This window comes from Methanohalophilus portucalensis, assembly GCF_002761295.1.
Taxonomy (GTDB): domain Archaea; phylum Halobacteriota; class Methanosarcinia; order Methanosarcinales; family Methanosarcinaceae; genus Methanohalophilus; species Methanohalophilus portucalensis.
Genome location: NZ_CP017881.1, coordinates 418,817 through 432,986, shown reverse-complemented (window position 1 = coordinate 432,986; position 14,170 = coordinate 418,817). Strand labels below are relative to the sequence as shown.

The 14,170-nt window shown below is 43.0% G+C and carries 12 protein-coding genes; 5 read left to right on the top strand and 7 right to left on the bottom strand.

Annotation, left to right across the window (positions count from 1 at the left end; translation table 11 throughout):
- From BKM01_RS10875 to BKM01_RS02255, 7 genes are all read right to left on the bottom strand, one after another.
- Positions 1-1,676 (bottom strand): DUF7507 domain-containing protein (locus BKM01_RS10875; RefSeq protein WP_449405469.1); only part of this gene is annotated, 1,676 nt, incomplete at its 3' end.
- A gap of 193 nt (positions 1,677-1,869) precedes the next feature.
- On the bottom strand, positions 1,870-2,409 hold the full coding sequence (locus BKM01_RS02280; RefSeq protein WP_234993664.1) for a hypothetical protein: 540 nt from the start codon (positions 2,407-2,409) through the stop codon (positions 1,870-1,872).
- A 373-nt stretch (positions 2,410-2,782) separates the two neighbouring features.
- Positions 2,783-3,028 (bottom strand): winged helix-turn-helix domain-containing protein, encoded by a 246-nt coding sequence (locus BKM01_RS02275; RefSeq protein WP_198926201.1) that lies wholly within the window; start codon positions 3,026-3,028, stop codon positions 2,783-2,785.
- Between the two features lie 77 nt (positions 3,029-3,105).
- A complete protein-coding gene (locus BKM01_RS02270; RefSeq protein ID WP_072362082.1) occupies positions 3,106-3,609 on the bottom strand; it encodes a hypothetical protein in 504 nt (167 codons plus the stop codon).
- 95 nt (positions 3,610-3,704) lie between these two features.
- Positions 3,705-4,412 (bottom strand): hypothetical protein, encoded by a 708-nt coding sequence (locus tag BKM01_RS02265; protein ID WP_072362084.1) that lies wholly within the window; start codon positions 4,410-4,412, stop codon positions 3,705-3,707.
- Between the two features lie 97 nt (positions 4,413-4,509).
- Positions 4,510-6,498: a COG1361 family protein gene (locus BKM01_RS02260; protein ID WP_143744189.1), complete on the bottom strand. Its 1,989-nt coding sequence runs from the start codon at positions 6,496-6,498 to the stop codon at positions 4,510-4,512.
- 56 nt (positions 6,499-6,554) lie between these two features.
- The gene (locus BKM01_RS02255) at positions 6,555-8,936 is read right to left on the bottom strand and encodes a hypothetical protein (RefSeq protein WP_072362088.1); all 2,382 of its coding nucleotides are present in this window, start codon (positions 8,934-8,936) and stop codon (positions 6,555-6,557) included.
- Between the two features lie 667 nt (positions 8,937-9,603).
- On the opposite strand from BKM01_RS02255, the gene BKM01_RS02250 reads away from it, so the two are divergent.
- From BKM01_RS02250 to serA, 5 genes are all read left to right on the top strand, one after another.
- Positions 9,604-10,104, top strand: a complete 501-nt coding sequence (locus tag BKM01_RS02250) for a nitroreductase family protein (protein ID WP_072360936.1) — start codon at positions 9,604-9,606, stop codon at positions 10,102-10,104.
- Between the two features lie 50 nt (positions 10,105-10,154).
- Entirely contained in the window at positions 10,155-10,643 is a 489-nt protein-coding gene (locus tag BKM01_RS02245) for a ferritin family protein (RefSeq protein WP_072360946.1), read from the top strand.
- A gap of 18 nt (positions 10,644-10,661) precedes the next feature.
- Positions 10,662-11,864, top strand: a complete 1,203-nt coding sequence (locus tag BKM01_RS02240) for an FprA family A-type flavoprotein (RefSeq protein ID WP_072360934.1) — start codon at positions 10,662-10,664, stop codon at positions 11,862-11,864.
- A gap of 53 nt (positions 11,865-11,917) precedes the next feature.
- On the top strand, positions 11,918-12,193 hold the full coding sequence (locus BKM01_RS02235; RefSeq protein ID WP_072360932.1) for a ferredoxin-thioredoxin reductase catalytic domain-containing protein: 276 nt from the start codon (positions 11,918-11,920) through the stop codon (positions 12,191-12,193).
- Positions 12,194-12,590: 397 nt separating this feature from the next.
- A complete protein-coding gene (serA, locus tag BKM01_RS02230; RefSeq protein ID WP_072360930.1) occupies positions 12,591-14,162 on the top strand; it encodes a phosphoglycerate dehydrogenase in 1,572 nt (523 codons plus the stop codon).
- Positions 14,163-14,170: the final 8 nt, after the last annotated feature.

The window sequence follows — 14,170 nt, the reverse complement described above, 5'->3', positions numbered from 1 at the left end:
GGTTCGAGAGTATCGTCATCATTTGTATCTCCACTTACGTATTCTGGAGTTACACCCGGGACGTTGTCCTGTACCACGATGTCAGTCAGATTCGAATTACCGGTGTTTGTGACATTGTAAGTCCATACAACATCTCCACCAACTGTAACGTAAGGTCCAGTTGGATCATCGGCATCTACTCCATTGGTGGCTTTCTCAATATCGATTGAGGAATTCAAACCGAAGTAGTGGCTTGGATCTTCATCGGTAACCTCTGCATCAGTTGGATCAGTTCCTGTAACATTACCGATATTGGCATACTGACCTTCTTCTGCAGTATCTGTTGCATTGTACATCCAGACTTCATTGGGTTCGAGAGTATCGTCATCATTTGTATCTCCACTTACGTATGCTGGAGTTACACCCGTGACATTATCCTGGACCACGATGTCAGTCAGATTCGAATTACCGGTGTTTGTGACATTGTAAGTCCATACAACATCTCCACCAACTGTAACGTAAGGTCCAGTTGGATCATCGGCATCTACTCCATTGGTGGCTTTCTCAATATCGATTGAAGAATTTACACCGAAGTAGTGGCTTGGATCACTATCATTGACCTCAAAAGGTCCAAAGTGGCCCGTTACATTACCCAAATTAGCGTATTGACCTTCAATAGCTACACTAGTATTGGTTACATTACACCAGCCACCTACAGGAAGAATATCACATTGATATGTGAATCCTGTTCTGTTGTCGGTAATTACAACATCCAACAACGGAACATCGCCAGTATTGGACACATTATAACTCCAAATAACTTCTTCCCCAGTAGCGATATATGGTCCTGCTGGATTGTCAGCATCTACTCCATTTGTTGACTTCTCGATGTCAATATTAGGAGAAGGGAACCTAACAAATGCAGTTGCAGTATCTTCACCTGCACTGTCACCCTCTACTGAACCCTGGACTTCTATCTTTATAGGTTCTTCATAAGGACCAATGTTCCATGTTTTACTGGCATTTCTAACTGCAATTTCGTAAACACCGCCCTCTATTGGATTGAACCGTGTATCTATATCATTATAATCCAATACACCTTCGGTTTCAGTCCAATTGTTGTTCCTAATTTCAATTTCTGCAGTTGAACTTCCTGACTGGCTTATCCTGATTCTCCAGACCTCATCTGGACCCATTCCTATCTGGCCAGGATGGGCACTGGCAGGACCTGCAGTACCATTACAATCATGCAAGTTTGAGCAGTTCTCATCAAGATTCCCATCGCCGTCAGAATCACCAGGAATTCCATAAACTGTAGCAAGTCCATAAAAGGTGTCTTCAGTTGCATTGTAGTGACCATATACTCTTAGCAGGTCTGATCCACTTGAATCTCCCCTCTGAGCGATATCACTATTAAACCCATCATCAACAGTTCCACCATCGGCTTTTGGATCTTCTGCATTCCATATTGTAGTATCCTGACCAAAGCCACCTTGCCTGACTTCTAATCGATCTCCCAATTCAGATATATTATATTCAGAAGCTGCAGTAGCATTATTGGTTTGGCCAAAAGCCCAATTATCGTTCCATTCATTGTCCCCAATTACCCCATCCACCGTTATAGCCGAGGCTGCGGGAATTGTTATCATTAACATCAATGCTGCGCATATAGCCAGCACTATCCTCATTTGTTTCATCGTATCCACTCCATTCATACCACCGTTTTTGTAGGCTAGTTTAAACTATGGAGTGGATGATTTATACTTATATAGTAAACTTAGTTTCTAACTATGCGTATACTAAGTTTCTAAACAAAAAATTGAAGGTTAAAAATAGTTATTTCAATGTATGATTCTATGTATTTAAAAGGAGATATGGGTTGGACAACTTTTAACCAATAGAACCATCCAGTATCTTTCTCATTAATTGAATGGATTCTTCTGTTATCTTTGTTTTTTTACCCTTGTCCCCATGTTCCATATTCAAATAATCAGAAGGACTTTTGCATACTCCATTTTTTGGATCTTTTGGATCGTAATCCTCAATAAAAACCATACATCCACTAAATCCCATTTTTTTACCGATATAATCCAGTGCATAGTTTATACCGTATGGACAACCTATTCCGGGCATTAAATATTTGTATCCTTCCTGCTTCTTTTGTTTAAGCCATGGGAACAGGTTTGAATCGCTATCAATAATGAATATCCTGTCACTTGTAAATCCATTCTCTTTGAGTAAATCAACCATTTCTCCAAGAGAACATTCCACGTTACATTTTTTGTCATTTAATTTAAGGCAATCCTGACTTTTCCTGCCATCAGAAGGATTATTCAAGGGGCAGGAATTTTCACCCAGGGGTTTTGCACAATAAGGAAGGAATGACACACATTTATCCAACTCTTCTTCAACAACCCTGTTTATGTCCATTGATGGGGGATAAACAGCAACGTTCGGGTTTTTGGGTATTGTTTTTTGCCTGTTCAATCCGCATTTCCTTGCCACCATGAATTTGCTGATTGAATATGGAGTCAAAGCATACACTAATTCTCTGAAAGTAATGGAACTTTGTTGTTTCGTGCAGTTTGGGGGAGTAGGTTGTGTCATGCTCATAATTATAATAAGTATTATTATATATCTATTTCTATCTAAAATATTATATATTTAACGATTTTATTCTAGTTACGTAACATGGGTTTTTTTACTAACACAAGTCTGACTAATAAAGCCCATAGTAATTAAGATTAGAAACACAGTTTCTAAACATTGTTTTTTAACTTTGGTTTTTGCTTTTAACGCAGTTTTAAAGTTTGAGTATCATTGCAAGATCGTGGAAGGTTTTTCCTTTTTCAGTAGTAACATAACGGTCCCCTTCCTTACGTATCAATTCTTTTTTTTCCAGCATTTCCAAATATTTTTTTGCAATACTGAAGTTTAAATTTGCATTATATACGATCTGGGTTTTGTTTGCCCCACTCATTGCTGCGTCTAATATCTCAGCCGAAATATCAATTCTGCTTCTTCGTTTAATGGCCACCACCTCCACCATTTACTCTTTCAAAGGGGACAAATAAATCTCAATAAACCCCACAAGTAAAGGCTGAGCATTTCAGACTCCCCACATATTCATTTTGACCGGTACCTGAGCGCTACAAATACGGCTACTATAATTATTAATCCCAGCAAGACAAATTGAAACATAGAGTTATCCTGAAATGTTTCCATGTTGTCTTTATTTACAGTAAGATCCAATTCGATAGTATCTCCGGGGTTTGCATTTACAAGTTTATCCCCATCATATTCCGCTTCATTTCCATTTACATAAATCGCTATATTTTTGAAATTATCAGGCTCAGCTGTCACAATCAGGCTGTTTCCTGAAAGATCACCATAAACCCCTGTATTACTGGTTTGAACGCTTCCTATTATCTGGTCGTTTATTTTTGCTGTAATGTTCGTACCAGGATCTGCCTGTGAACCATCAATTGTCACATTTCCTTTGATAACTAATGGCAAAGATGGCATTTGTGGGCTTTCTTCAGCTACTGCTACTGACATTGTTGATACTGTAAGTAACACTAATACTTGTATTAGTATTATCAGCACACGCCCGGTTCCGGTACATTGCATGGTATCACATCACTTGATTGGGATTAGGCCGATCATTGAAAATCGGCCTTTTTCAATAATAAGAGGAGCTCTTACTCTGGATATCCCTCTTCATTTTACTTCTCTGATTTGTATTTCAGGAAGGCAATTACTCCCAGAAGTGCTACCAGTACAATCGCCATTACACTCATCCCTGTTATGGAAGTAGCTTCTGGTCCAGATGCTGGGACATCATCTCCTGTATCTTCCCCAGAAGAGCTGACTCCTGCAGATGCAGTAGCTTCTGACTCGCTCTCATCACCTGTGTTTTCACCTGTTGTTGACTGATCCACACCATCGGTTGAAGTTGATGAACTTGCCATTCCACCACTGGATCCTGCCATTGAGCCACTGGATTCATCTGAGGATCCTGTGTCTTCACTGCCTGTAGATGCTGCTGTAAGACTGAGTTCAATTACGTCACCTGGTTGGGAATCAGACAGTTCAGATGTAGCATATAGATCTGTTTGCATACCATCTACATAGAACATCAGGTTCTCGTAGTCATCGGGTTCACAGGTTATTGCAAGCTGATTTTCTTTGCTAATAATTCCATCTGATTGCAGGGTGGTTGAACCAACCTCTTTGCCATCAAGTTTTGCTGTAACTTCCGTTCCGGCAGGTGCTGCATTATCTCCCTGGTTTACTTCTCCCTCTACTAGAAGAGGCAATGAAGGAATCTCTCCTTCTGAAGCACTGCATGCCGGTATCGTTGCTATTGCGAATAATAATACTAATACCTGTAAGATTATTGTGTATCTGGTAAAGCTCCCCTTTTTGATCATTTAATCACCTTGAGTTATTATATGCAAGATTATCTAAATAAAAAAAGGTGAGTTCGCAAACCCACCTCAAATTTTTACTTTTGTCTTGTCCCTTACATCAGAACCCGCTAAGGGTGGTTTCCTCGGTCACGTAGACCCAGTGTCCCTCGTATGGTCCCATGTCGTAGACGTCTGTTCCTACATGGATTCCAGAGATCACTCCGGTTTCACCGTTGTGACCAACCTGCTCATAAGACATTGTGGCAGGGTTGTATGGTCCCTTCACGGTATCGTAGGAGTCATCGATCGAGACAAGTACCAGTTCAGCAGACAGTGTGTCCGTTGAATCAGTGTAGCCAATCGCATTCCAGCCTTCGTAGACTGTCATTGTGGCAGGTACTGAAGGTACTTCAGGTTCAAGCATGTCCTCTGCAATGACCTGAGTGCATTCCTCGGAACTCTTGATCCAGTATCCCTTGAGTGGTTCGAATTCAGTGACAGTGTCCCAGGTGCCTGAGGATGCATTGTAGTATACAAGTGCATCATAGTTGACATCTGCAAGGACATAGCCAACACTGCTGTTGTTCAGTTCAGATGGTACTGACATGAAGTTCCAGCCTGGCTGAATTGCAATTCCTTCTGGAAGGACCACATCGATTGTGGTTTCCCCACCAACTGGATATTCATTCTCTTCGGTGTCAACAACCATGCCATCAAAGGTGTATGTACCTTCTCCATTTGCAGCACGGACAGTGTATTCGAAGCTTGTTTCACCATTAAGGATGAATGTTACTTCATTGCCTTCTGGAGGGTTAGGTACACCCAATGTGGAACCAACACATTCGAATCCTTCAGGGATCGTCTCTACAACATTGACATTGCTTCCGTCGTTCTCCACAGTGATGCTGACGTTGAACTCATCGCATGGTCCGACTTCTGCCGGATCAGGCATGATGTCCCTGGTTGCGGATACCTCATCTTCTACTTCTACAGTTGCCTGCAGTTCACCTGTGATGGTTGTTTCCGTTTGACCGCTGGTCAGGATGTAAGTACCATCAAAATTGTAGACGGTACCATCAGTAGCGCTCATTGGTACCTGAACATCATAGGTATAGGTTGTACTGGCTACAGTACCGAATTCAACCCATTTGATGTGATCTACCTCTGAGGTATTCCCAGTACCAGCATCAGTGAGTGTCAAGCCTGCTGGTATCATTTCATCGACGATGATACGATCGTCAGGGTCATTCACGTCAAGTGCCACGGTGATTGTGTCACCGGGTGCCACCGTCTGTGATGAAAGGTCCCTGCTGACATCCATTGCATCTCCATTACCATCGGAAGTAACTGTAACCTCTGATTCCCCAAGTATGGATGCTTCAGCTGCACTGCTAAGGATGTAGGTACCATCAAAGTTGTAAGTACCATCAGTAGCGCTCATTGGTACCTGAACATCATAGGTATAGGTTGTACTGGCTACAGTACCGAATTCAACCCATTTGATGTGATCTGTCTCTGAGGTATTCCCAGTACCAGCATCAGTGATAGACCATCCCGCTGGAACCATATCATCTACGATGATACGATCATTGGGATCATTCACATCAAGTGTCACGGTGATTGTGTCACCGGGTGCCACTGTCTGTGATGAAAGGTCCCTGTTGACATCCATTGCATCTCCATTACCATCGGAAGTAACTGTAACCTCTGATTCCCCAAGTATGGATGCTTCAGCTGCACTGCTAAGGATGTAGGTACCATCAAAGTTGTAAGTACCATCAGTAGCGCTCATTGGTACCTGAACATCATAGGTATAGGTTGTACTGGCTACAGTACCGAATTCAACCCATTTGATGTGATCTGTCTCTGAGGTATTCCCAGTACCAGCATCAGTGATAGACCATCCCGCTGGAACCATATCATCTACGATGATACGATCATTGGGATCATTCACATCAAGTGTCACGGTGATTGTGTCACCGGGTGCCACCGTCTGTGATGAAAGGTCCCTGTTGACAGTTTCTGCAGAAGCAGAGGATATCAAAGGTATTGCTACTAATAGCAACAGAGCTACGATTCCTATTGTTTTCAACATATTTTTCATCATATACCCCCCTGAAATAGATGTAAGTTGAGAGGGACTTACCTCTCAACAAACCTTTTTCAGAGATAGCCTGCTCCTCCAAGGTAGAAGTAATCAATTATTTCTGAAACGTCATCGCCACTGATGTCTCCAAGATAGAAGGCATCAATTGCATTAGACAGTTCAGTTCCTGAGATTTCTCCATTCTCGTCTGCATCAAACTGGTTGTAGTCTGGTGTTGGCCCCTGTGGTTCTTCTCCACCATTCTGATCACTGGTCAGTTCTGGTTTGATGAACAGCCTGATATCACCGTGTGTGACAAAGTGGTCGTCACTGGTATGGCTGTCGTTTACATCCAAATAGAGTGCATCGACACAGCTCCAGCCTCCGCTGCAGTCATTGTCGAAGATTCTTACAGTGAAGCCGTCAAATGGAACAACTCCGAGAAGATCCCTGTCTGAAAGTTTGATTTCTACAGATTCATTTCCAGGGAGAAGTGCGTGTCCTTTGTCACCTTCATGCTGGTCTCCTACCTTGGTGTTGTTGTAATAGAACCATTCACCATTGATAGAAACATCTGTCAGCCTGATATCTCCGGTTGAGACAACATCATTACCGTCCATATCGATGTAGGCATTGTCATCAACTCCAAATCCAGTGTCACCATCCCTTTCAGAGTATTTTATACCAGGTTCATTGGCCTCGCCATAGTTTGCGAATACAGGGGTGCTGAGTGTAAATTCGGAATCGAGTTCACACATTGTAACTTTTGTGCCACAATCTGGCCAGACGACTTCGTATGCATTGTCATCTTCCACTGTGTGCCAGGGTGCTTCAGTCATTTCATACCATGGACTGATTGGATCATTGAAAGGCACGTATAGCCTGAGATCACCCACGGTTACAACTGCATCATTGTTTGGATAGTCACCATATGCAAGGTCGTCAAGCTGCTGGATATAGAGTTTGTCCGGACAGCTCCAATAGCCATTAGCATCGGTGTCAATGTAACCTGCAAGATCAGCGAAGTCATATTGAGCTTCCGCATCAGCAGCTCCACCACCGACATTACCTGTAAATGGTGTACCATCATCTTCATCGCCAGCTTCAACCACTGACCAAGCAGCGTATGTTACTCCGGATACCTCGACTTCAACGAGCCTTATATCTCCTCTGTTAACAATCTGCTGACCCACAGTATTTGGAGCATTATTTGCATTGATGTATACTGCATCTCCAAGGGAATATGTATAAGAACCCTGGTATGCCTGGCCATCGGTTTCAACATATTTGAGGTCTGCATCTCCAACGTTGTTGCCGGTCACAGGATTATTTGTACCCATAGGTGCAAGCTCATGTCCGAGATCGAACCTGTTGGATGGCACTACTTTACTGTTTGGTGGGTAATGTGTTGAAACATTTGTCAACCTGACATCGCCAAGAGATACTACACCATTTCCATCCATATCCACATAAACTTCCGTGGGGATTCCGTCTCCCAGTTCACCGTGGGTATAGTATGCAAGATAAGGCTCATCATTACATTGGGAAGTTGCAACATCCGGTCTATCAGAAGAGAAACCGTTCAATACGTATGTTGCATCATGATCGCCCTGCAGGACCTTTGTACCACAGTCTGGGATACATGGATCATTTTCCGGGATGAATAACCTGACATCACCGATTGTTACAGCATTTGACTGAACTCTCTGGTCGAGTGCTGCTGGATTATCCACTTTGACATACACCTTGTCACCAGTATTGTAGTTGTCACTGTCGTCAGCATCTACATACTTGTAAGGTGGTGTTGTTACTGGCAAATCAGTTAGATCTGTGCCTACGGCGTCATGGCTGAGAGTGACCCAGTCCCATGCCTGTCCGAGTTCCCCTTTCTCCATCACGAGGGTGGCTACTGCATAGGATTCGTCTGTTGCGGGGTCCACTTCTTCGACCACTTCATAGACGTCTGTAGCAGGAAGGTCTGTCAGAAGGATATCTCCTCCGATTGAACCAGCCGGACCCTGATTAATAGTGCCGTCATCATCAATGTCAAGAACAACACCATCTGTAGCGTCGTATACACCATTATCATTGAGATCGGCGTAACTTAGAGTAGCGTCACTAACTACTGTAAAAGCATCACCGTTGTCCTGGTCAGTTGGGCCTACCTGAGTGTTGGGTATATCTTTATTGTGGAACTTTGTAAGACGGATATCATCCACACTTATGGTGTTTCCATCTTCTGAATCCACATCAAGATAATAATATCCATCTGTTGTTGTCACAATCTGTGCATCTGTGAGATCATAAAGTGAAAATACCGTTTCCTGATCACACTGTTCTACTTCTGTGCCACAAGGTTTCTCCCAAGTGCACTTTACGTGCTCATCTGCTGCAGCTGAGCCTGTGAAGGCCAGGCATAACATTGCTACAAGCAAGAACACACTTATCTTCCATTGCATTCCTTTTTACCTCCGTTGAGATCTGATCTTAGTTTCATTTCATAGCGGTCAAAAGGGATGCAGTTAACCGGAACAGCTCACATGTCTCAAGGGAAGGAATTAACAGTCCCGATAAACATCGGGAGGTCAACACCTTCAACAACAAACGCTCTCACTTCCTTCCCTTAGCAAGTGAAGCTGTTCGGGTACCACCACCATACCCCTTACCACTTCACATTAATCTACATCACGAATGGTTATATACTCCTAAGAACCGCAGATTAGTACCATAAGTACGAATCTATAATAGGAGAGTCAAAAAAAGTAGAATTATCAAAAAACACTCATCGTATTTGCAGCATTGCGTTTTTGGATCATCCATACCTGTCTATATAATATCTATATGATTATGATTATATTGTTCAGGCAAATCTTCAGGTCTTACTACTAAATATTCAGCAATTGCCGGATATTATATTTCATATGTTGTAACAACCTCGCAGCAATGTGTTTTTTCAATAAGCATGCAATACATCCTCTTTTACTCAAAAAAAACAATGTTTCTAAACTCATATCTTCATTTTGTCTTGGTTAAATCAATAAAAAGAGTACAAAGGGGCTTTTTCAGGAAAAGTTATTTACATTTCAAAACAGAAGTTGTTTGCAGTCATTATTATGGGGGTATTCAATGGAAGTTTTTGAAGCAATAGAGAAACGCACAAGCATCCGGCAGTTCCTTCCCCGCGAGGTCCCTGCTGATACTCTGGATAAAATACTTTATGCAGGCACTCAGGCACCGAACGCCTTTAACAGCGAGCCCTGGGAGTTCATCCTTGTCAAAGAAGAGAAATTAAGGGCACAGCTTGCCAGTATGAGAAAAAAGGCACCAGAGCAGCAGAAGGCCATCGAGACCGCGCCCATTATTGTCGTGGTTTGTTATAACAAGAAGTTTGGGGACGAGGCTGTGGGCTCAACATATGCCTGCATAGAGAACATGCTGCTTGCTGCAACTGCTGAAGGACTGGCGGGGGTCACCCTTACATTCCATGGCAAAAAAATAATGGACATGTTCGCCATTCCGGATGGTTTTGATGTGGCAGCAGTAATTCCCATGGGATACCCTGCAGAGTCTCCTGAAAAACCTTCTCGTGTGGCAGTCAGGGATAAAACACACATAGATAAGTTTTAATTACTCACATTGACAAATATAATAACTACTGATTGTGGGAGTTGAATAAATTGCAAGACATACTCAAAGATGTAGATATAGAGCTCGAGAACATTAGTACGGTTGAAGAAGCAGTGGAAATGGCAATTGCCCTGGAGGACCAGGGGCATGATTTCTATCTTGAAAGAGCAAATCTTTCCGGCAATCCCGGCGCAAAGAAAACCTATGAGTTCCTGGCCGAGGAAGAAAAACATCATGCTCAGTACCTTCACAAATTCCTTGAAGGAAAAGAAGTCGAAATACCTGAATCCAAGATACCTGATTTCCGTGGATCTTTGAACGTGGAATTCACAGAAAACAATCTGGAAGAGATCGGCATTATGCTTGGTGCACTGCGTTTTGAAAGAAAGAGTGAATATTTCTACCTTGAACTCGAAAAGAAAGCCACCGAAAGGGAAGAACAGGAATTTTTCAGCAAGATCGCCAAAGTTGAGCGTGGCCACTATGAGCTCATTGATGGTTTGCTGGATGAGGCCACCGGTTTCAGGATGCAGACATAAATTTGGCAGGTGAATTTTGTGGATACTCCAGAAGAGCCACTTGAAATTGCCAAAGGGGTTTACTGGGTTGGCGTAATCGACTGGAACCTGCGGGATTTCCACGGTTATGAAACTCCCCGCGGGGGCACATATAATGCTTACCTTATAGTAAATGATAAGATCACTCTCATAGACACTGTAAAAGCATCCTTTGCAGACGAGATGATCGAAAGGATCAGCAGGATAGTGGACCCCTCAAAGATCGATTATATCGTGGCCAATCATGTGGAGATGGACCATTCCAGTGCCCTGCCACGGGTCCTGGAAGTTGCTCCGAATGCCAAAATATTTGCCACCGAAAGGGGCAAAACCGGACTCAATGAATATTATGCCGAATCCGGGTGTAGTGGCTGGAACTTTGAGACCGTGAAAACCGGGGATGAATTAAAAATCGGCAAAAGGACCCTGATGTTTATTGAAGCGGTCATGCTCCACTGGCCTGACAGCATGCAGACTTACCTCAAAGAGGATAATATTCTCTTTTCCAATGATGCATTTGGCCAGCATATTGCCACTTCAAAGAGGTTCGATGACCAGGTAGAAGACGTGATGGAAGATGCCGCCATATATTTTGCCAATATACTGACTCCCTTTTCATCCCGAATACTCAAACATCTTGAAACTGTCGGGAAACTAGGATTACAGATCGATATGATCGCTCCGTCCCACGGTGTTATCTGGCGCAATGATCCACAACGGATAATTGATGCCTATGCAAAATGGGCTTCCGGGGCAAGTGAGCAAAAGGTGCTTGTGATCTATGATTCAATGTGGGGCAGCACAGAAATGATGGCAAAAGCAATTGCAGAAGGAGTGCGTGCTTCAGGTACTGAGGTTGTCTTGTTCCACCTGCGCAAAAATGACTGGAGCATGCTCATCAAGGAATTAATGGAATGCCGGGTCTTTGCCCTTGGATCTCCCACAATGCACAATGGGATGTTCTTCACAATGGGTGGATTCCTGACGTACCTGAAAGGTTTGCGCCCCAAAGACAAAAAAGTATCATTCTTCGGATCCTATGGCTGGGGTGGCGGTGCAATCAGACAGATGGAAGAGGCACTCAAGAATACCAAAATGGAATTTGTGGAAGAGCCTTTAAAAGTGAAATTCAGACCTGAAAGGCAAGATTTAGAGGGTTGCAGGCAACTGGGAATAAAATTGGGTGAAATTGCCCGGTCCTGATTATTCCCAAATCTTTTTATTTATATTGAACAAACAATACAAGGTGTGATATAATGAAATTCGAAGATGAACTTGAGATGGAATTCTATGAGCGTTCCAAGAAAAATGCTGAAACTACCGGGTACAAACTTAATTCGGACTATGATGTAATTACCACGGCGGTAAAAAATATTGCTAACAATAAGCGCAATTATGGTGAATGGTACTGCTTCTGCCAGAAAAGAACAGGGGATAAAGAAAAGGATAAGAAGATAATCTGTCCTTGTGCCCGCCGTTCCAGGGACGTCGAGACCCGTGGTGCATGTAAGTGTGGATTGTACATTAAGTAATTATTAGAAGATTAAAGTATGAAAAGGTCAAATTAGAACTATTTGATTGACCTTTTCATCCTCCTTCTTTTTTGATCGCTGCCTTTACAGGCTTTTATATCTATCTTTTTATTCCCTCAGGTGTACCACAGGGTCGTTATCAGGTAATCTGGGCCTTACAAAAGCAATCTGGATTATGATACATAATAGGGTTTCCATTATATTGACAGTTACTGTTGTGGCGCAATGGCCTTCACATGAAACTCAATCTCACGGGAAACCCTAAAGAGTGTGAAAAATAATCCCCGCGATGGTTAGATATATTTATATGGGTGGTTCAATCTAAAGTCTGTGTTCACCGGAGGCTATCCGTTATATCGGTGTATTATATCATTGTTATCACATGGAGAATATTAAAATGAAGGTACTAGTCAGTGATTCGTTATCAGAGGAAGGAGTGGCAAAACTTGAAGAACATTTTGATGTGGAGGTATCAACAGGCCTTTCCGAGGATGAACTTGTTGAGAAGATCGGAGAGTTTGACGCCCTGGTCATACGCAGTGGAACACAGGTTACTGCCAGAGTGATCGAAGCTGCGGATAAGCTCAAGATTGTGGGGCGTGCAGGAGTTGGAGTCGATAATATTGATATTCCTGCAGCTACAGAGAAAGGAATCATTGTAGTGAATGCACCGGAAGGTAACATGCTTTCAGCTGCGGAACATACAATCGCAATGATGCTTTCAATGGCACGCAACATTCCGCAGGCAACTGCTTCACTTAAAGCAGGCAAGTGGGAACGTAAGAAATTTTTGGGCGTTGAAGTAAACGGGAAGACCCTTGGAGTGATAGGTCTGGGCAGGATAGGTGCCGAAGTAGCCAAAAGAGCACAGGGACTTGAAATGAACATCTTAGCCTATGACCCATTTGTAAATGAGGACAGGGCAAAAGAACTGGGTGTGGAACTGGCATCTGTAAAAAATATTGCAAAACGTGCCGATTTCATCACCGTACATACACCACTGACCAAAGAGACCCGCAATATTCTCGATACTGAGGAATTTGACCTGATGAAACCTACTGCAAGGGTCATTAATTGTGCCCGTGGCGGAATTATCAATGAAGATGCCCTGGGGCAGGCTCTTAAAAATGATAAGATCGCGGGTGCTGCCATAGATGTTTTTACAAATGAACCTCCTGAAAACTGTTCTTTTGTTGGATTGGAAAATGCTGTTGTCACCCCTCATCTTGGTGCATCTACCGAAGAGGCACAGGTCAATGTGGCCGTATCCGTAGCAGAAGAGGTAATATCTGTATTAAATGGCGGACCAGCACGCAGTACGATCAATATTCCCTCCATAAAACCGGAAATAATGTCCACCATCTATCCCTATCTTGAACTTGCGGAGACCCTGGGAAGTGCAGTATCCCAGCTGATGGACGGCAACTATGAGAAGGTAGAAATTGCCTATAAGGGAGATGTTGCCGGCAAGGATACCCGGCATCTCACACTTGCAGCCCTTAAAGGTGTACTGAAAACTATAATGGGTGCTGCTGTAAATTATGTAAATGCTCCTTCAATTGCTAAATCCCGGGATATTGAAGTCATAGAAAGCAAATCCGAAAGGGTAGAAGAATATTCATCCAGCATAACGATCAAGCTCAGCAAGGATTCCATTTCCAAGAGTATTACCGGTACGGTTGTAGAGGATGACTTGAGAATAATCATGATAGATGGCCAGCGTGTAGACCTTGCACCATCCGGTTACATGATCGTTTCCAACCATATTAACAGGCCCAATGTAATCGGCCCCTGCTGCATGATACTGGGAGATAATGAGATCAATATTTCCGGCATGCAGGTAGGCCGTGTCCAAATATGTGGGAAGACCATAATGGCATTGAATGTGGATTCCGAAGTATCAGAGGACATCCTGGAACAAATTCGCCATGTTGATGGTATTATAGATGCCAAACTGGTGTCCCTCTAAATAAAAAA